Source organism: Streptomyces sp. NPDC059649 (assembly GCF_042734445.1).
Taxonomy (GTDB): domain Bacteria; phylum Actinomycetota; class Actinomycetes; order Streptomycetales; family Streptomycetaceae; genus Streptomyces.
On the sequence record NZ_JBHWDV010000001.1, the window covers coordinates 37327 to 54124 of the forward strand.

Consider the following 16798-nt stretch of genomic DNA (forward strand, 5'->3'; position numbering starts at 1 on the left):
CAGGCTTGGGCCTGGGGGGGCGTGCTCCGGCACGGTGTGCCTGACCTGGTGTGCGGATGCGAGGGCAGGTGCGTTCGCCGGCTGCCCGCGGCGACCGAACGTCGACGGAACCGGGCCGCTCATGGAGGGCTCAGTGATGGACGACCGTGCACTGTCCGTCGGAGAACATCGGGGTGGTGTCGACCGGCAGGCCGGGGTCAGGGTTGACGATGATGCCGGAGTCCTGGGTGACCGAACCTTCGCAGTTGCCGAGGGCGGGCTCCGGCTGCGTGCTGGCGGGGCCCATCCACAGGTCGACGTGGTACACGCCGTTGCTCCAGTCCGAACTGCACGCCGCACAGCCGTCCTCCATGATGAAGTACTTCTGGAGGTACGGGACGTAGATGCGCGTGCCGGGAGCGAATTCGCCGGGGTCGGTGGCGAAGGTGGCGGGATGGTCGTAGGTGCCGAGGTCTTCGGTCGCCTCGTTGTGTATCTGGGGATAGGCGATCTGCGCGGTGCCGTATTGGCCGTTGCCGTCGTCGTTGTCGTTGTAGCCGTAGGACGTCACGTGGACGTTGATGTTCTGGCTGTCCGACGGCCGCATTTCGTGGTTGCCCGAACGCTGGAAGGCGACGGAGGCGGTGTGTGCCGAGGCAACAGGGGCAGCGAGGGCTGTGGCGAGCGTCGCCACCGTGACGGCGACTGATAACTTCAGGTGTGAGCGCATGGTGTCTTTCTTCTCTGATGGGAAGTGGACGTCAGCGAGCGGACCGCTTCGGTGGGCGGCCGAGCAGGGCACCCAGAAGCCGGAGCACGCGCTGAAACATTCGGGGGGCCACCACAAGGTGCTCCCCGAGGGCGGTGACGGCACAGGTGGACAGGTCGATACGGCGGTGTGCCGAACCTGTTCACGGGCCGCGATCGTTGATCCTCGCGGTCACTGTGCGTCTGTACGTGGCCGCGGCCGCCAGGAGTTGGCCGGGCGGCTCCGGCTACGGGATTCTGTGTCGTCCGTGCCTTATCGGCATGCGAGTCCTCTGGGCGGATCGGTCATGGTGACACGGGTTGGCTGCCGGAGACCCGCCGTACTGTTGTACAACAGGTTACTGTCGGTAACCTTATTGGTCCGTACCAAAGTTGGGTCTCTAAGGCTTCATTACACGCCGCTTAAGGCACGGATAACCGATGGCTTCCATCTGAGGTTCTGAGGCGGTGGAGGGAGGGGCAGGTTGCCTTTGCGAGGCCGTTGGCATCGGTGACCGCTCCGCCGTGACCGTGGGGTGGGATCGACCGGCGAGGAGGGTGCGAGCAAGCGGTCACTTCGTCGTAGCTTCGGGTTTTGAGGGGGCCTTCGCAGCCGTGGCCGGGCCTTAGCGGCACCGGCGATCTCCTACAACAATGGCACGCGGCGCAGGCCGAGCTCCCTGTGATGCGTTGACTGATCGCCCCGCACTTCATGGCATGTTCGCCGCGCTCACCGTCGGAGACCACGCGCCCGGCCAGTCGCACGGCCGCCTTCGTCGGCTGGGCAGCACCTGCGTTCCAAGAGACGGACCAGCCGCCGCACTCCAGGCGGAGTCCGCTGGGCAGCAACGGCATCGCCCGCCGAGGTCACGTTGCCAGACGGACCAGGTGAGCGATCGGTGTGCCCGCAGGCAGGTGGGACAGCCAGTAATCGGTCCGTGCTTCGCTGTCCGCGCAGCCGGTCGTGGAACTGCCTTGACCAGGCCGTGGTCGCGCCAGTGGCGGAAGAACGCATACACCCGGTCCCACGGCGGGAAATCCACCGGCATCGCCCGCCACTTGATGCCGTTGTCCGCCAGGTAGTGGAGCGCGTCCAGCATCGCCCGGTGGCAGTACCCTTCCGGCTGCCCGCCCCGGCCGCGCAGCCAGGGATACGGCTTCTGATGGAAGGCCGGCCTGGCCGCCCCGCTGGCTGACGGGGCGGCCAGGCCATCGATGGTCAGTTGTCGATCTGCTGCTGGATGTCGCTCGCGTAGGTGGCGACACGGACGAGGACCCCGGGCAGTTCCACCGGTATACAAGGCTCGCGGCCGAACGACACTATTCCGGCCAGTTTCCCGTGGACGACCAGTGGCCCACCACTGTCACCCTTGCACTGCCGGGTGGTGTCCGACCCGGCACACACCATCATCTCCGGGTCGAAGTCGGGGTATTCGACATCGCAGAAGCTGTCCTTGGACACCGCCACAGCACCCTTCCGCAAATGGGTGATGCGGGGGACGTTGTCGCCGGTCAGGCCCCAGCCCAGGATGGTTCCGGGTGCGCCGGGCCGGTACAGGTCGTCGTCCGGCGTACCGAGGGGCAGGGGCGGGGCGTCGGCCGCCTCGGTGAGGGTGAGGACGGCGACGTCATTGCCGTTCCAGACGTCATAGAACTTGGGGTGGATCCATACGGAACCGACGTCCAGGACCTTGCCGCTGGTGTGGTCTTTCAGATCGGTGCGGCCGGTGACCACCTTCAACTCGGCTGCCTTCAGGCCCTTGGCGCAGTGCGCGGCGGTGACCACTTTGCGCGGGGCGACCAGCGTGCCGCCGCAGAACATCCCGGAATACTGGTTGTTGACCGAGGGCGCGTAGGAGACCGCCACCATCCAGGGGAATTCCTCGGTGCTCGCCTCCGAGCCGCCGATGACCGACGGCTGGGCGGCGCGGGGCCCAGTCTTGGCGGCCGCGGGCGCGGTGATGGCCAGGGCCAGCCCGAGTGCCACCAGGGCAGCCCATATCCGGGTACGGAATCTCATGCCTCGCCTCCAAAGCGATGGGGAGCGTGGAAGTTCTCTCCGGATCAGTGGCTGCCACCGCGTCAACGGTAGTGAGTGTCCGCATGGCGAGGAAGCGCGGGAATTCTCGGTTTGAGGGTTGCGAGGCCGGCCATTGACAACGTGGTGGCGGAAGGGTTGGTTACCCACCATGGCGCCAACCCCCTTACTGCCAGGGCCTGGTGAGCCAATGCCCTTCGCGGACGCACTACGGGCCGCGGTCAGCGCATGCGGGCTGGCACTGGACCGTATCCAGCACCGGCTGCGGCAGCGTGGCACACCCGTCAGCGTTGCCACCCTCAGTTCCTGGCAGTCAGGCCGCACCCGGCCGGAACGGCCCGGATCGCTGGCCGCGCTGCCGCACCTTGAGGACATCCTCGGCATTCCATCCGGTGGGCTGAGCGGACTGCTGGGAAAGCCCAGACCCCGAGGCCGGGGCCGCCGGGAGGCGCGGATGCTGCCGATCGGTGCGCTCAAACCCCACGCGGACCGGGTAGCCGCCCTGTTGTCCGGGCTGGACGTCGACTCAGATCCGTACCTGATCCGGATCAGTCAGCACGACCGCTACGAGTACGGGCCCGGCCGCACTCAACTCCGGGCGTGGAACCGGCAGATCCTGCGCGCGGACCGGGACGGCCCCGACCGATGGGTAACCCTGTTCTACGAGGACGAACCCGGCTCCGGCGTTCCCCGACTCCGCGCGCTGCGCAACTGCCGCTTGGGCCGCACGGTGAAGGACGAGACGGCCGGGATGCTCGCCGCCGAATTGCTCTTCGACCGTCCACTGCACTGCGGTGAAACATTGATCATGGAGTATGAGCTGGTCAACCTGGTGCCACAGCAGCCCGCGACCCAAGGCAGTTGCGGCCGCACCCTGCGGATGATCACCCGCGAGTACCTCCTGGAGGCGGCCTTCCACCCCACCGCGCTGCCGGCCCTCTGCGAGGAGTTCAACGAACCCGCGGACGGCGGCCCGGCCACCAGCCGCCGGATTCGCCTGGACAGCACCGGGTGCGCCCACGCCCTTGCCCTGAACACCGGCCCGGCCCGGTTCGGCATCCGCTGGACCTGGAACGACTGAACTCTGTCCGTCATGGCCTGCGCGGTTGACCGGTCGTGACGACTACTCGGCCCCGGCGTGTGAGGGTGCTGGTCCCAGGTGACGGGTTGGCGGGCGGGGCGGGGCGGGGCGGGGCGTGGGCGGCGCGGGCCTGTCGCGCGGCGCGCTGTCCGGCGGGCTGCCTCTGTCCGGCGGCCGCAAGGAGTCCGGTGAGACCGACGAGGAGTGCGCGCGCCGCGAGCTGCGTGCGGAGGCCGGCATCACGGCCGAGTCGTGGCTGAGGCCCGGCTCGTACGTCATCTCGCTCGACTCGGCGGCGCGTGTGCACCTCTTCGAGGCCCGGGATCTGAGCTTCGGGCCGCAGGGGCTGACACTCGTCGGGTCGACTCCCTGCTGTGGGCGGCGGCGTTGGGTGGAAGGCATGGCAGGGACCGTAACCGCGTTTGCCGACCAGGTGTGTTGCCGGAGTATTACGCCATGTCGTATTGCCACGGCGGGGCTGTGACTGCGTGGATGCGCATTTCTGAGGGAGATCCGCCACACCGGAGGCGCGAATCGGCAGCGATTCCGGTCCACACCGGGACTCCTCGGCAGCTCGCCAGGTTCACCCCGACCTGTTTTGTCGTCCCACAGGTCGGGCAGGCTTTGACAACCATGTCCGAGGTCTGTCTAACTTACGCCGCAGATCGGTCATGAGTGTCAGCGACAAGCCCTGGCTTGCTGACCGGCAACCCTCGCGCCGCGGTGGGGTGCCCCAGGTGACGACCGGGCCGGAGACTTTCGGTAAGCGCGAGGCCCTCAGGGGCCGGAACAGTGACGGTGACGGAATGTACGCAGCTTTCGGGACGGCCGCATGGCGGCGCCGCGGCTGCCTGTTGCTGTGCGCGAACCGTTCGGTCGATCTACTCCGCGTCAACAGCGCGCTGTGTACCGGTACCGGCACAGGCACCTGCTGTGCCTTTTGCCGAGGCTGACGGTCTTCTGAATCTGTGACGCCACCGCTGTCGTGGTGTGCGCCCTTCCTGCCCAGCCCCCGTTCCGCATGCCCCGTGCGCATCGTCACGCAGAGTCCTGCCGACTCTGCGGTGTCGTTGCCGCATCCGTGGCCCGGGGTGTCCGAATTCGCTGGAGCCCTCCATGAGTCAATCTCCTGGCGCTGCGGTATCCCCCGCCTCAGCGCCTCCTGCCGAGGAGACCCCCGAACTCTCCTCCGCGCCTCGTACCGCACGCCCCGCCGAGGCCGAACGGCCGGGCGACGACACCGCACCGCGGCCACTGGCGGCCCAGCGCGTGCTGCCGTTGCGCAGACCGGGCCGCTGGATCGCCACGGCGATCGTGCTGGTGCTGGTCGCCCAGATCGCCCACGGACTGGTGACCAACCCCTTCTATCAGTGGGACCGGTTCCAGTACTGGTTCCTGCGCCCGACGATCCTCGACGGTCTGCTCATCACCCTCGAAGTGACGGCGTACAGTGCCGTGTTGGGTCTGCTCGGCGGCATCCTGGTCGCCCTGGGCAGGCTGTCCCGGAGCCCGGTACTGCGGGCGGTCAGCTGGACCTACACATGGCTGTTCCGTTCGGTCCCGCTGATCGTGGTGCTGCTGTTCCTCTACAACTTCAGCGCGCTGTACAAGACGCTGAGCCTGGGGGTTCCGTTCGGGCCCGCCTTCTTCAGCTTCGACGAGTCCCGGCTCGCCACCGACATCGTCGTTGCGGTCGTCGGACTCAGCCTGAACGAGGCGGCGTACGCGTCCGAGGTGGTGCGGAGCGGCATCCTCGCGGTCGACCAGGGGCAGCACGAGGCGGCATCGGCACTCGGCCTGCCGAAGAGCCACCAGTTCACGAAGATCGTCTTTCCGCAGGCACTGCGCTCCATCACCCCGAACTACGTCAATCTGCTGATCAATCTCATCAAGAGCACCTCGCTCGTCTTCTACGTGTCCTTGCTCGATCTGTTCGGATCCGCGCAGAGCATGGGCAGCACCTACCCGGGTGACATCGTCCCGCTGCTACTGGTCGCCACCGTCTGGTACCTGATCCTCACGAGTGCGGTCTCCGTCGTCCAGTTCTACGTCGAGCGGTACTTCTCCCGGGGCGCAACGCGCACCCTTCCGCCGACGCCGTTGCAGAAGTTGCGGACGAGTCTGCGTGATCTGCGGGCCCGAGCCCGGAGGGAGGCGGCGGTATGACCACCGAGACTGCTGGTAGCACCGAGCTGACTGAGACCACCGACGCCACCGAGATACGACCGGCTGCCGTCGAGGTGCACGACGTGCACAAGTGGTACGGCGCCCACCGGGTGCTGGACGGCGTCGAGTTGACCGTGCGGCCGGGCGAGGTCACCGTGATTCTGGGGCCGTCCGGGTCCGGCAAGTCCACCCTGCTGAGGGTGATCAACCATCTGGAGAAGCCCGAGGTCGGTTACGTCAGCGTGAACGGCGAGCCGATCGGCGTACGCCGGCACGGTGAGAGGCTCAAGGAGCTGAGCGAGCGGGTCATCCTGGGCCAGCGCGGCCGGATCGGCTTCGTCTTCCAGAACTTCAACCTCTTCCCGCATCTGACCGCGCTTGACAACGTGGCAGCCGCTCCCGTTGCCACCGGGAAGCTGACCAAGCCCCAGGCCCAGGAGCTGGCCCGCGAGCTGCTCGGCCGGGTGGGCCTGGCCGACAAGGTCGGCGCCTATCCGCGGCAACTGTCCGGCGGCCAGCAGCAGCGGGTGGCCATCGCCCGCGCGCTCGCCCTGCGGCCGGGGGTCATCCTCTTCGACGAACCCACCTCCGCGCTTGATCCCGAACTGGTCGGCGAGGTGCTGGCCGTCATCAAGGACCTGGCCACCAGCGGCACCACCCTCATCATCGTCACCCACGAGATCGGATTCGCCCGTGAGGTCGCCGACCAGGTCGTCTTCCTCGACGAGGGTCGGATCGTCGAACAGGGCCCGCCCACCGAGGTGCTGGACCACCCGAAACACGAGCGGACCAGGGACTTCCTGAGCAAGGTGCTCTGACCCCGCCGAACAAGCAACACGCCACCACCCTCACTCACCGAACCAAGGACAGCCATGCACACCGCCAGCCTTCGCAGCAGACTCCTCCGCAGCCTCACCGCAGGCACCGCCGTCGCCACCCTCGCCACCGGCCTCGCCGCCTGCGGGGGCAACAGCGAAGCGGCCGGCACGTCTGACAGCAAGCCGTCCGGGACGGTCACCGTGGGCGCCCTTTCCAACGGGGCCGCCAAGGAGACCGACCTCAAGGTCTCCGAGGTCAAGTCCATCAGCGCAAAGCTGCCCAAGTCGATCGCCAAGAAGGGCAAGCTGGTCATCGGTGTCGGCGCCCTGCCCACCGGCTCCGTGCCGCTGAACTTCGTCGGCGACGACCAGAAGACGCTCACCGGATCCGAGCCCGACTTCGGCCGACTGGTGGCCGCGGTCCTCGGCCTCAAGCCCGAGCTGAAGAACTCGACCTGGGAGAACCTGTTCGTCGGCATCGACAGCGGCAAGGTCGACGCGGCCTTCTCCAACGTCACCGACACCGAGGAGCGCAAGAAGAAGTACGAGTTCGCCACCTACCGGCAGGACAACCTGGGGTTCGAGGTGCCCAAGAAGAGCACCTGGAACTTCGACGGCGACTACAAGAACCTGGCCGGCAAGACGGTCTCGGTGAGCCGGGGCACCAACCAGGAGAAGGTCCTGCTGGAGTGGAAGGCGAAGCTGAAGAAGGAGGGCAAGGACCTCACCGTCAAGTACTACCCGGACAACAACAGTGTCTACCTGGCGCTGAACAGCGGGAAGATAGATGCCCACTTCGGCCCCAACCCCAGCATCGCTTACCACACCACCCACACGGCGAATACCCCCAACGCGACCCGTAGCGCTGGCAAGTTCTCCGGCGCGGGCGCGAAACTCCAGGGTCTGATCGCCGCGACGTCGAAGAAGGACAGCGGGCTGGCCAAGCCGCTCGCCGAGGCCATCAACTACCTGATCAAGCACGGCCAGTACGCCAAGTGGCTGGACGCCTGGAACCTCTCCAACGAGGCCGTCAAGACCTCCCAGGTCAACCCGCCCGGCCTGCCGCTCGACAACTCCTGATCAACGCTCGCACGGGCGTCTGCCGCCCGGGACCGCCCCGGGACTCCGGCGTCACGTCGGAGTCCCGGGCACCCCGGCCCGCCATGTCCGCCACCGATGACACGGATCCCACGGAGCCTTCTCACCACTATGTCCACCAGTGTCTCGCCTTCCCCCGCGCAGAGCCCGGCCGAACCGCACGTCCTGGACAGCGCTGTCTGGGCCGCGCTGACCGGCCCGCACGCCCGGTTCGCCGAGCGCCGCGGCCGCGCTGCCCGCTACCCCCTGGACGTGTGCCCCTTCACCGCCCTCGCTGACCCGGCCGACCCGGGGGCCTGGGACGACCTGACCGCGCTGGTCGGCCCGGACACGGTCACCGCCGTCACGGGAGCGCGGGCCGTCCCCGACGGATGGGAGATCGTGGAGAGAGGGCAGGGCGTCCAACTGGTCGACACCGGGCTGCGCGCCGAATCCGCCCCCGAAGCGGTACGGCTCGGGCTCGATGACGTCCCCGAGATCCTGGACCTGATCGCTCTGACCAAGCCGGGTCCCTTCCTGCCCCGCACCGTCGAACTCGGCACCTACCTCGGCATCCGGCACCACGGACGGCTCATCGCCATGGCCGGGGAACGCGTGCGTCCGCCGGGCTGGACGGAGATCAGCGCCGTCTGCACCCATCCGGCACGCCGTGGGCAGGGCCTGGCCACGCGACTGGTCCGGGCGGTGGCGGCCGGGATCCGGGAACGCGGTGAGACCCCCTTCCTCCACACCCTCGCAAGCAACACCACAGCCATCCGCCTCTACGAGTCGATCGGCTTCACCCTGCGCCGCCGTACGGACTTCCTGCTGGTGCGCACCCCGGGCCGCCAGTCGGCACCGACACCTTGAACAGGCGGCCGCCGTGCCCGACGACGCCGTGTCCGACCACGCCCAGACGCCGAAGGGAACCGACATGGTCACCTCCGCCAACCGCCCTGCCTGGTCCTCCACCGCCGTTGCTGCCGACGACATACTCCGCCGCACCCTGCGGCGCCACGCAGCCGGAGTCACGGTGATCACCGTCCCGGGCCCCGCCGGCTTCACGGCCACCTCCTTCAGGGCATCGCCTGGACCGCGCATGAGGACGGCTCACGACGGGGCGTTCGCCGCGGCCCGTCCGCTGCTCCCACAACCGATCCGTCGCGTTTCGTGACCCTCACAACCCTCACGATGATCGCGACCATCACGACGATCGCGACGAGATGAGCCCACTCCCGGTACGTACGTCCCATAAGGAAGGCGCCCCACCGTGTCCTCGTCATCCTCTTCGCTGCCTGCTTCGCCCCCTTCATCCGCCCCGCTGCACCTGGCCGTCGCGCTTGACGGCGCGGGCTGGCACCCTGCCGCCTGGCGTGAGCCGGTGGCCCGGCCGCGGGACCTGTTCACCGCCGGCTACTGGGCCGATCTGGTCGCCGAGGCCGAGCGCGGTCTGCTCGATTTCGTGACCATCGAGGACGGCCTCGGCCCTCAGTCCTCGCACTTCCTGGACCCGGACGAGCGCACCGACCAGGTCCGCGGCCGCCTCGACGCCGTCCTCATCGCCTCCCGCATCGCACCGTTGACCCGGCACATAGGTCTGGTGCCCACGGTGGTCTCCACGCACACGGAGCCGTTCCACATCTCCAAGGCGATCGCCACCCTCGACTACGTCAGCGCCGGCCGCGCCGGCCTGCGCGTGCAGATCACCGCCCGCCCGAACGAGGCCGCGCACTTCGGCCGCCGCACCGTCCCGCGCATCGAGGCCTACGACCACCCGGACACCCGGGAGCTGGTGGCCGACCTCTTCGACGAGGCCGCCGACTACGTGGAGGTGGTGCGCCGCCTGTGGGACAGCTGGGAGGACGACGCCGAGATCCGGGACGCGGTCACCGGCCGCTTCATCGACCGCGACAAGCTGCACTACATCGACTTCGAGGGCAGGCACTTCAGCGTCAGAGGCCCCAGCATCACGCCCCGCCCGCCGCAGGGCCAGCCGATCGTCAGCGCCCTCGCCCACGACACCATCCCGTACCGGCTGGTGGCCCGCGCCGCCGACATCGGGTACGTCACCCCGCACGACGCCGACGAGGCCCGCGCCATCGTCGCCCGGATCCGCGCCGAGCAGAACGCCGTGGGGCGAGCCACCGAACCCCTCCATGTCTTCGGCGACCTGGTCGTCTTCCTCGACGACGACCCGGCCGCCGCGACCGCCCGCCGGGAACGGCTCGACGCGCTCGCGGGACGGCCGTACACGAGTGATGCCCACATCTTCACCGGCACGCCCTCCGAACTCGCCGATCTGCTCCAGGAGTTGCACAGCGCCGGGCTGACCGGTTTCCGGCTGCGTCCCGCCGTCGCCGGCCACGACCTCCCGGCGATCACCCGGGGGCTGGTCCCCGAACTGCAGCGCCGGGGCGCCTTCCGCCGCGCCTACGAGGCAGACACTCTGCGCGACCTGCTGGGCCTGGCCCGCCCCGCCAACCGCTACGCCGCTGCCTGAGCCGGAAGGATCCCCGACCGATGACCAAGCCTTTGAAGCAGATCCATCTGGCCGCCCACTTCCCGGGCGTCAACAACACCACCGTGTGGAGTGACCCGAAGGCCGGCAGCCACATCGAGTTCAGCTCCTTCGTCCACTTCGCGCGGACCGCCGAACGCGCCAAGTTCGACTTCCTGTTCCTCGCCGAGGGACTCCGGCTGCGCGAACAGGGCGGGCAGATCTACGACCTGGACGTCGTCGGCCGCCCCGACACCTTCACCGTGCTCGCCGCGCTCGCCGCCGTCACCGAGCACCTCGGCCTGACCGGCACCATCAACTCCACCTTCAACGAGCCCTACGAGGTCGCCCGCCAGTTCGCCAGCCTCGACCACCTCTCCGGCGGCCGCTCCGCCTGGAACGTCGTCACCTCCTGGGACGCCTTCACCGGCGAGAACTTCCGCCGCGGCGGCTTCCTGCCGCAGGAGGAGCGCTACTCCCGCGCCAAGGAGTTCCTTGCCACGGCGAACGAGCTCTTCGACTCCTGGCACGGCGACGAGATCCTCGCCGACCAGGAGACCGGCACCTTCCTGCGGGACGCCAAGGCCGGCGCCTTCGTCCACACCGGGCAACACTTCGACATCCACGGGCAGTTCAACGTGCCGCGCTCCCCGCAGGGCCGCCCGGTGATCTTCCAGGCCGGCGACTCCGAGGAGGGCCGCGAGTTCGCCGCCTCCGAAGCCGACGCGATCTTCAGCCGGCACGCCACCCTCGAAGCGGGCCAGGCCTTCTACACCGACGTCAAGAACCGCCTCGCCAAGTACGGCCGCCACCACGACCAGCTGCTGATCCTGCCCGCCGCCACCTTCACCCTCGCCGACACCGACGCCGAGGCGGAGGAACTGGCCAAGCTGGTGCGCCGCCAGCAGGTCAGCGGCGCCACCGCCCTCAAGCACCTGGAGTTCGTCTGGAACCGGGACCTGTCCTCCTACGACCCGGACGGGCCGCTCCCCGACATCGACCCGGACGTCAGCGACCGGCATATCTCCCAGGGCCGCGCCCAGGTCCGCATGTACCGCGACCCGCTGGCCACCGCCCGCGAGTGGCGCGAGCTGGCCGCCGCGAACAACTGGTCGATCCGCGACCTGGTCATTGAGACAGGAAACCGGCAGAACTTCATCGGCTCGGCCAAGACGATCGCCCGCACCATCAACGAGTTCGTGCAGGCCGACGCAAGTGACGGCTTCATCCTCGTCCCGCACATCACCCCGACCGGCCTCGACGAGTTCGCCGACAAGGTTGTTCCGCTCCTGCAGGAACAGGGCGTGTTCCGCACGGAGTACGAGGGCCCGACCCTGCGCGACCACCTCGGCCTGGACCTCCCCCACTCTCGGCTCCGCTCGAGCGGGGGGACCCCCAGCGACGACGGCCGCGACGAACGGGCAGCGTCGTGAGGTTCCTCGCCATCACCCTGATCGTGCACCGGCCGGACCCGATCACCGGGGTGCAGAAGCCGACCCATGACCGCTTCCGTGAGGTCCTCGACAACGCCCTGCTCGCCGAGGAACTCGGCTTCGACGGCTTCGGCGTGGGGGAGCGGCACGAGCGGCCTTTCCTCTCCTCCTCGCCGACCGTCGTCCTCAGCCACATCGCGGCACTGACCCGACGCATCCGGCTGTTCACCGCCGTGACCACGCTCAGCCTTCTGGACCCGGTGCGCGCCTACGAGGACTACGCCACCCTCGACCATCTCTCCGAGGGACGACTGGAGCTGATCATCGGCAAGGGCAACGGCGCCGCCCAGCGCGAGCTGTTCCATGTCACTCCCGAGGACCAGTGGGAGCGCAACGCCGAGAGCTATGAGGTGTTCCGGCAGATCTGGCGGCAGGACAAGGTGACCGCGGCGACCCGCTTCCGCCCTCCGCTGACGGACGCCGAGGTGTGGCCGCGGCCCTACCAGCGGCCCGTCCGGGTCTGGCACGGCAGCGCCACCAGCAAGGAGTCGGTGGATCTGGCCGCCCGCTACGGCGACCCGCTGTTCTCGGCGAACGTCACCAACCCCATCGAGCCGTACAGCGAGTTGATCAGGTACTACCGCGAGCGCTGGGAATTCTACGGCCACGACCCGGCGAAGATCGCGGTCGGTGCCGGCACGGCCGGGCTCCTCGTGACCCGTACCTCCCAGGAAGCGATCGAGGTGTACCGGCCGATCTTCGAGTCGACGCTGGCGTTCCAGAAGCAGTTCGGCCTGCCGGTGGTCTTCGAGACCGTGGAGGACTTCGTTGAGCGCAGCTCCGCCCTGATCGGCAGCCCGCAGCAGATCATCGACAAGGTGCACCGCTACCACGAGCAGTTCGGGCACACGGTGCTCCATCTGCACGCGGACGCGAACGGGTTGACGGATGCCCAGCACCGCGCCTCGCTCCAGCTCTTCCAGTCCGACGTCGCCCCGGTACTGCGCCGCGACATCCCGGACCCGCCCTTCGCCTGGGGACCGGTCCTGCCCGTCACCGAGGAGGAGCCCGCCCATGCCTGACATCCCCCTCGGCGTCCTCGACACCGAACGCACCCAAGCCCTGACAGGCTTCCTCCACACCTACAACCACCACCGCAGCCACACCGCACTCGGCGGCAAGCCACCCATCAGCCGTGTGAACAACGCTCCAGGTCAATACACCTAGGACGACGAGCACGGGTTGTCCTTCCAAAGCGCTCCCGAGCGGCACCCTCGTCGGACCCGGCGGGCTCGTCGTCGGGGGTGTGGCCTGCGGTGACGGAGTCGATGGGGCCCACGAGGCGGGCTTTCCCTGCGTCACCGGGCATGGCGGGAACGTCGGTGACGTCTGATTCAGGCGGAGGCACGATACTCACGGGCGTTGCGTACGAACAGCTCATGCAGGTCGCGGCGAACTCAGGGGCTGGGTGGTGCCGCGGATCCGCTGTACGGTGCGCGGCGGCCACCTGGATACTGATCCGCATGCGTACTGACTTTGATCCCGCCGTCATGTCCCGCAATGACTTCTACCGGCTGCTGACCGCCACCGTGGTGCCGCGGCCCATCGCCTGGGTGTCGACGATGTCGGCGGACGGGGTTCATAACCTCGCCCCGCACTCCTTCTTCAACATTGCGAGCGTCGCGCCGCCCGTTGTGCAGTTCAGTTCGGTCGGGCGTAAGGACACTCTCCGCAACATCGAGGCGACCGGGCAATTCGTGGTGAATTTCGCCTCGGAGGAGCTTTTTCAGCAGATCAATGACACGGCGACCGACTTCCCGCATGGTGTGAGTGAATTCGAGGCGGCCGGGGTCGAGTCGGAGCCGAGTCTGCGGGTCAAGCCGCTGCGGGTGGCGGCCTCGCCGGTGGCGCTGGAGTGCGAGGTGCACTCGACGATGGGGATCGGGGATTCCGTCATCGTTTTCGGGCGGGTGGTGCATGCGGTCGTCTCGCAGGACGTGCTGGTCGACGGGCACCCTGAGATTTCCCGGCTGAAGCCGTTGACGCGGCTGGGCCGGGACGAGTGGGGGACGGTCGGTGACGTGCGGGAGCTCTCCCGTATTCGGCACGCGGACTGGCAGGGGCCGGCCAGCGACCGCTGAGGCTGATTCCGGCCGCGTTCCCCTGCGGGGCACTTCCCGCTCATCCCAGTCTTCGAGAATCTGTGAGGGATGACCGAGGCGACGGAGCTGACCGAGCTAACGGAGCTGACTGGGGCGACTGAGGTGGCTGGGGTGACTCACGTGACTGTCGTTGGTGAGTTAAGCGGCGTGGCTGATGTGACGAACGGGCGTGAGCTGACGGATGCGGTCGCTTGCGGGGCGGGCCGGTCCCGGTTCGGGCGGCGGGCCGTAGTGCGGGCGGTGGCGGCTGCGGCGGTCGCCGGGCCGGTGGTGACGACGGCGGCGTACGGGTCGGGGACCGCGTACGCCGCCGACCGCGGCCCGGCGCTGCACGTGATGACGTTCAACCTGCGCTACGCCTCGGACACCCCGCCGCACTCCTGGGCCGAACGCCGCCCCGTGATGCGAGCCCTCCTGCGCCGGGAGGGCCCGCATCTGCTCGGCACCCAGGAGGGGCTCTACGGTCAGCTCCGCGACATCGCGGAGGACCTGGGGCCGCGCTACGCCTGGCTGGGCACCGGGCGTGGTGGTGGCAGCAAGGATGAATTCGCGGCCATTTTCTACCGGGTGGGCCGGCTCGCTCCGCTTGAGTACGACCATTTCTGGCTGTCCGACACGCCCTATCTGATCGGGTCGGCGACCTGGGGGAATACGGTCATCCGGATGGTGACCTGGGTGCGTTTCCGGGATCTGCGTACGGGCAGCGAGTTCTATGCACTCAATACGCATCTGGATCATGCGCATCAATATGCGCGGGAGCGGTCCGCAGCGCTGATCAGCGAAAGGCTGGACGGCCTGGACCCCGCACTGCCCCGGATCGTCACCGGCGACTTCAATGTGGCGGCGCACGGAAATCCCGTGTACGACGCGATGCTGCACGGCGGGTCGCTCGTCGACAGTTGGGACACCGCCGAGGAGCGGAGCGCGCAGTACGGCACCTTCCACGGATACCGGCCGCTGGTGCCGGACGGGGACCGGATCGACTGGATCCTGACGTCGCCGGGCGTACGGACGCGGCGCACGACGATCAATACCTATTCCGCACACGGCCAGTTTCCGAGCGATCACCTACCGGTACAGGCGGTGGTGGAGTACGGCCGATGAGCCCGGCCGGTCGGTCTCCGGGGGTCGGCCCGGCCGGTGTCAGTGGTGGGTGGGCAACGTGGCCCGGCGGGTGGCGGAGCCGCGGATCTGCAGGCCGTCGAGCAGCTCCTGGGTCGCTGCCGCCACCGCGTCCACGGCCTGGTCGAACACCTCACGGTTGTGGGCGGCCGGGGCGCGGAAGCCGGAGATCTTGCGGACGTACTGCAGGGCCGCGGCCCTGATGTCCTCGTCGGTGACCTCAGGGGTGAGGGGCGGGCGGAGCGTCTTGATGCTGCGGCACATGAGTTCAGTGTGCGGGCATCTGGTGACGGAGTCATCTTCCGGGGGGATCTTCCGAGGGGCATCTTCCGAGGGTCACCTCCCCGGAGTCGTGTCCCCGGAGTCATCTCGCCGGATTCATTTCCCCAGAGTCAGTGCCCCTGGGGGGCCGGCCCCACCTTCCGCTCCTACCCCTCAAGTGCTAACCCTTGAGGCCCGTCATGCGCAGGGTGATGTTGAGGCGGCCGCCGGCCAGGCCGGTGGCGGGGTCGCCGGTGCCCGGTCGTACCTTCGGGACGCCGTGGTACGCGAGGCGGGACGGCCCACCGAAGACGAAGAGGTCGCCGGAGGCCAGCTCGATGTCGGTGTACGGCTTGGTGCGCGTCTCGGTGTTGCCGAAGCGGAAGACACAGCGGTCGCCGATGCTGAGGGACACCACGGGCGCGTCCGAGCGCTCGTCCTTGTCCTGGTGCATGCCCATCTTCGCCTGGTCGTCGTAGAAGTTGATCAGTGCGGTGTCGGGTGTGTAGGCGTGGGGTGCGTAGGCGTGGGGCCGGTACGTGTCCGTGGCCGGGGTGGGAGCCCCGTCCTGGTACGCCTCGGCTACGGCCTTGCGGCCCAACTCGACCAGCCAGGCGGGGAGTTCGGCGACCCGGGCGCCGTTCACGTCGTCGGCGGTACGGGTGTACGCGTACGGCTGCCAGTGCCAGCCCAGGCACACGGTCCGGACGGACATCACGCCGCCGTTCGGGAGCCTGGTGTGCCGGATCGGCACGGGACCGCGCGCCCAGTCCCGGCAGGCGACGACCAGAGCCTGCTGCTGCGCCAGGGACAGCCAGCCGGGGACGTGTACGGCGCCGGGGGCGATCTCCCGGCGGGTGCGCGTGCTCGTCGTGTTGCTGTCGGCCCGGCCTCCGGGGGCCGGCTCGCTACCCGCGGCTCGTGGCTCTCCGGTGGCTTGTGGCTCGTCGGCGGCTCGTGGCCTTCCGGCGGCTTGCGGCCTTCCCGCGAGGACGTCGAAGCTTTCGAAGCCGGGGAGTGGCGTGCTCATGTGTGTCCGCCTGCCTCTGTTCCTACCTGTGTTCCTGCGCTGTTCCCGCCTGTTTGTGCCCCCTTATTGGCTGGATCATCGTGGGCCTGATGCGCGCTGAGCGCTTACGCCGCCTCCGCCACCACGACGTCCGCGTCCTCCGCATCCTCCGACCGTACCGCCAGCATCCAGACCTCCAGCAGCGCCGCGTACTCCGTCATGTCCTGCGCCGTCCAGGTCAGGCCGTGCCGAGCGCGCACGAACCGCCGAATCGATTCGTTCGCCTCGGAGGCAGGGACAGGCGCGCCCATATGGGCAGAAGGAGTTGGGGACATATGAGCAATGCTAGGGGCAGACACTGACAACGCCGCCCCGTCGGCGACGTGCTCCGGCCCCCGTGGCGTGATC

The 16798-nt window shown here is 68.6% G+C and carries 18 protein-coding genes and 1 riboswitch; of the genes, 12 read left to right on the forward strand and 6 right to left on the reverse strand.

The window, feature by feature from the left end; translation table 11 throughout:
* Positions 1-130 precede the first annotated feature (130 nt).
* From ACFV1J_RS00190 to ACFV1J_RS00200, 3 genes are all read right to left on the reverse strand, one after another.
* Positions 131-709 carry a hypothetical protein gene (locus ACFV1J_RS00190; RefSeq protein ID WP_385854918.1) on the reverse strand — a complete coding sequence of 193 codons (579 nt, stop codon included), beginning with the start codon at positions 707-709 and terminating at the stop codon, positions 131-133.
* A 727-nt stretch (positions 710-1436) separates the two neighbouring features.
* Complete coding sequence (locus tag ACFV1J_RS00195) at positions 1437-1826, reverse strand: transposase (RefSeq protein ID WP_385854919.1); 390 nt, start codon at positions 1824-1826, stop codon at positions 1437-1439.
* 119 nt (positions 1827-1945) lie between these two features.
* The gene (locus ACFV1J_RS00200; RefSeq protein ID WP_385854920.1) at positions 1946-2746 is read right to left on the reverse strand and encodes a S1 family peptidase; all 801 of its coding nucleotides are present in this window, start codon (positions 2744-2746) and stop codon (positions 1946-1948) included.
* Positions 2747-2954: 208 nt separating this feature from the next.
* Between ACFV1J_RS00200 and ACFV1J_RS00205 the strand changes: the two genes are divergently transcribed.
* From ACFV1J_RS00205 to ACFV1J_RS00260, 12 genes are all read left to right on the forward strand, one after another.
* On the forward strand, positions 2955-3845 hold the full coding sequence (locus ACFV1J_RS00205) for a hypothetical protein (RefSeq protein ID WP_385854921.1): 891 nt from the start codon (positions 2955-2957) through the stop codon (positions 3843-3845).
* 115 nt (positions 3846-3960) lie between these two features.
* The gene (locus ACFV1J_RS00210; protein ID WP_385854922.1) at positions 3961-4329 is read left to right on the forward strand and encodes an NUDIX domain-containing protein; all 369 of its coding nucleotides are present in this window, start codon (positions 3961-3963) and stop codon (positions 4327-4329) included.
* A 183-nt stretch (positions 4330-4512) separates the two neighbouring features.
* A riboswitch (SAM riboswitch) is annotated at positions 4513-4620 on the forward strand.
* Positions 4621-4961: 341 nt separating this feature from the next.
* A complete protein-coding gene (locus tag ACFV1J_RS00215) occupies positions 4962-6011 on the forward strand; it encodes an amino acid ABC transporter permease (RefSeq protein ID WP_385854923.1) in 1050 nt (349 codons plus the stop codon).
* Positions 6008-6829, forward strand: coding sequence for an amino acid ABC transporter ATP-binding protein (locus ACFV1J_RS00220; protein WP_385854924.1), 822 nt, complete (start codon positions 6008-6010; stop codon positions 6827-6829). Before ACFV1J_RS00215 ends, ACFV1J_RS00220 begins: the two co-directional genes overlap by 4 nt.
* 54 nt (positions 6830-6883) lie before the next feature.
* The gene (locus ACFV1J_RS00225; RefSeq protein WP_385854925.1) at positions 6884-7909 is read left to right on the forward strand and encodes an ABC transporter substrate-binding protein; all 1026 of its coding nucleotides are present in this window, start codon (positions 6884-6886) and stop codon (positions 7907-7909) included.
* A gap of 129 nt (positions 7910-8038) precedes the next feature.
* Positions 8039-8776 carry a GNAT family N-acetyltransferase gene (locus ACFV1J_RS00230; RefSeq protein ID WP_385854926.1) on the forward strand — a complete coding sequence of 246 codons (738 nt, stop codon included), beginning with the start codon at positions 8039-8041 and terminating at the stop codon, positions 8774-8776.
* A 400-nt stretch (positions 8777-9176) separates the two neighbouring features.
* Positions 9177-10406 carry an LLM class flavin-dependent oxidoreductase gene (locus ACFV1J_RS00235; protein ID WP_385854927.1) on the forward strand — a complete coding sequence of 410 codons (1230 nt, stop codon included), beginning with the start codon at positions 9177-9179 and terminating at the stop codon, positions 10404-10406.
* Positions 10407-10426: 20 nt separating this feature from the next.
* Positions 10427-11836: an NtaA/DmoA family FMN-dependent monooxygenase gene (locus tag ACFV1J_RS00240; RefSeq protein WP_385854928.1), complete on the forward strand. Its 1410-nt coding sequence runs from the start codon at positions 10427-10429 to the stop codon at positions 11834-11836.
* Positions 11833-12918, forward strand: coding sequence for an LLM class flavin-dependent oxidoreductase (locus ACFV1J_RS00245; protein WP_385854929.1), 1086 nt, complete (start codon positions 11833-11835; stop codon positions 12916-12918). The genes ACFV1J_RS00240 and ACFV1J_RS00245 overlap by 4 nt, the downstream gene beginning before the upstream one ends.
* The gene (locus tag ACFV1J_RS00250; RefSeq protein WP_385855439.1) at positions 12911-13063 is read left to right on the forward strand and encodes a hypothetical protein; all 153 of its coding nucleotides are present in this window, start codon (positions 12911-12913) and stop codon (positions 13061-13063) included. The genes ACFV1J_RS00245 and ACFV1J_RS00250 overlap by 8 nt, the downstream gene beginning before the upstream one ends.
* Before the next feature lie 296 nt (positions 13064-13359).
* Positions 13360-13977, forward strand: a complete 618-nt coding sequence (locus ACFV1J_RS00255; RefSeq protein WP_385855410.1) for a flavin reductase family protein — start codon at positions 13360-13362, stop codon at positions 13975-13977.
* 69 nt (positions 13978-14046) lie between these two features.
* Positions 14047-15102 carry an endonuclease/exonuclease/phosphatase family protein gene (locus tag ACFV1J_RS00260; RefSeq protein ID WP_385854930.1) on the forward strand — a complete coding sequence of 352 codons (1056 nt, stop codon included), beginning with the start codon at positions 14047-14049 and terminating at the stop codon, positions 15100-15102.
* A gap of 39 nt (positions 15103-15141) precedes the next feature.
* On the opposite strand, the gene ACFV1J_RS00265 is transcribed toward ACFV1J_RS00260, so the two are convergent.
* The 3 genes from ACFV1J_RS00265 to ACFV1J_RS00275 form a co-directional block, all read right to left on the reverse strand.
* The gene (locus tag ACFV1J_RS00265) at positions 15142-15384 is read right to left on the reverse strand and encodes a DUF2277 domain-containing protein (RefSeq protein WP_385854931.1); all 243 of its coding nucleotides are present in this window, start codon (positions 15382-15384) and stop codon (positions 15142-15144) included.
* A gap of 178 nt (positions 15385-15562) precedes the next feature.
* Entirely contained in the window at positions 15563-16411 is an 849-nt protein-coding gene (locus tag ACFV1J_RS00270; RefSeq protein ID WP_385854932.1) for an alpha-ketoglutarate-dependent dioxygenase AlkB family protein, read from the reverse strand.
* Between the two features lie 104 nt (positions 16412-16515).
* Positions 16516-16650 carry a hypothetical protein gene (locus tag ACFV1J_RS00275; protein WP_385854933.1) on the reverse strand — a complete coding sequence of 45 codons (135 nt, stop codon included), beginning with the start codon at positions 16648-16650 and terminating at the stop codon, positions 16516-16518.
* Between the last annotated feature and the right edge of the window lie 148 nt (positions 16651-16798).

What these genes read in the sequence shown, in the direction of transcription:
- ACFV1J_RS00190 (WP_385854918.1), bottom strand. Translation starts at nt 709, where the DNA reads ATGCGCTCACACCTGAAGTTATCAGTCGCCGTCACGGTGGCGACGCTC.
- ACFV1J_RS00195 (WP_385854919.1), bottom strand. Translation starts at nt 1,826, where the DNA reads ATGCTGGACGCGCTCCACTACCTGGCGGACAACGGCATCAAGTGGCGG.
- ACFV1J_RS00200 (WP_385854920.1), bottom strand. Translation starts at nt 2,746, where the DNA reads ATGAGATTCCGTACCCGGATATGGGCTGCCCTGGTGGCACTCGGGCTG.
- ACFV1J_RS00205 (WP_385854921.1), top strand. Translation starts at nt 2,955, where the DNA reads ATGCCCTTCGCGGACGCACTACGGGCCGCGGTCAGCGCATGCGGGCTG.
- ACFV1J_RS00215 (WP_385854923.1), top strand. Translation starts at nt 4,962, where the DNA reads ATGAGTCAATCTCCTGGCGCTGCGGTATCCCCCGCCTCAGCGCCTCCT.
- ACFV1J_RS00220 (WP_385854924.1), top strand. Translation starts at nt 6,008, where the DNA reads ATGACCACCGAGACTGCTGGTAGCACCGAGCTGACTGAGACCACCGAC.
- ACFV1J_RS00225 (WP_385854925.1), top strand. Translation starts at nt 6,884, where the DNA reads ATGCACACCGCCAGCCTTCGCAGCAGACTCCTCCGCAGCCTCACCGCA.
- ACFV1J_RS00230 (WP_385854926.1), top strand. Translation starts at nt 8,039, where the DNA reads ATGTCCACCAGTGTCTCGCCTTCCCCCGCGCAGAGCCCGGCCGAACCG.
- ACFV1J_RS00240 (WP_385854928.1), top strand. Translation starts at nt 10,427, where the DNA reads ATGACCAAGCCTTTGAAGCAGATCCATCTGGCCGCCCACTTCCCGGGC.
- ACFV1J_RS00250 (WP_385855439.1), top strand. Translation starts at nt 12,911, where the DNA reads ATGCCTGACATCCCCCTCGGCGTCCTCGACACCGAACGCACCCAAGCC.
- ACFV1J_RS00255 (WP_385855410.1), top strand. Translation starts at nt 13,360, where the DNA reads ATGCGTACTGACTTTGATCCCGCCGTCATGTCCCGCAATGACTTCTAC.
- ACFV1J_RS00260 (WP_385854930.1), top strand. Translation starts at nt 14,047, where the DNA reads ATGACCGAGGCGACGGAGCTGACCGAGCTAACGGAGCTGACTGGGGCG.
- ACFV1J_RS00265 (WP_385854931.1), bottom strand. Translation starts at nt 15,384, where the DNA reads ATGTGCCGCAGCATCAAGACGCTCCGCCCGCCCCTCACCCCTGAGGTC.
- ACFV1J_RS00270 (WP_385854932.1), bottom strand. Translation starts at nt 16,411, where the DNA reads ATGAGCACGCCACTCCCCGGCTTCGAAAGCTTCGACGTCCTCGCGGGA.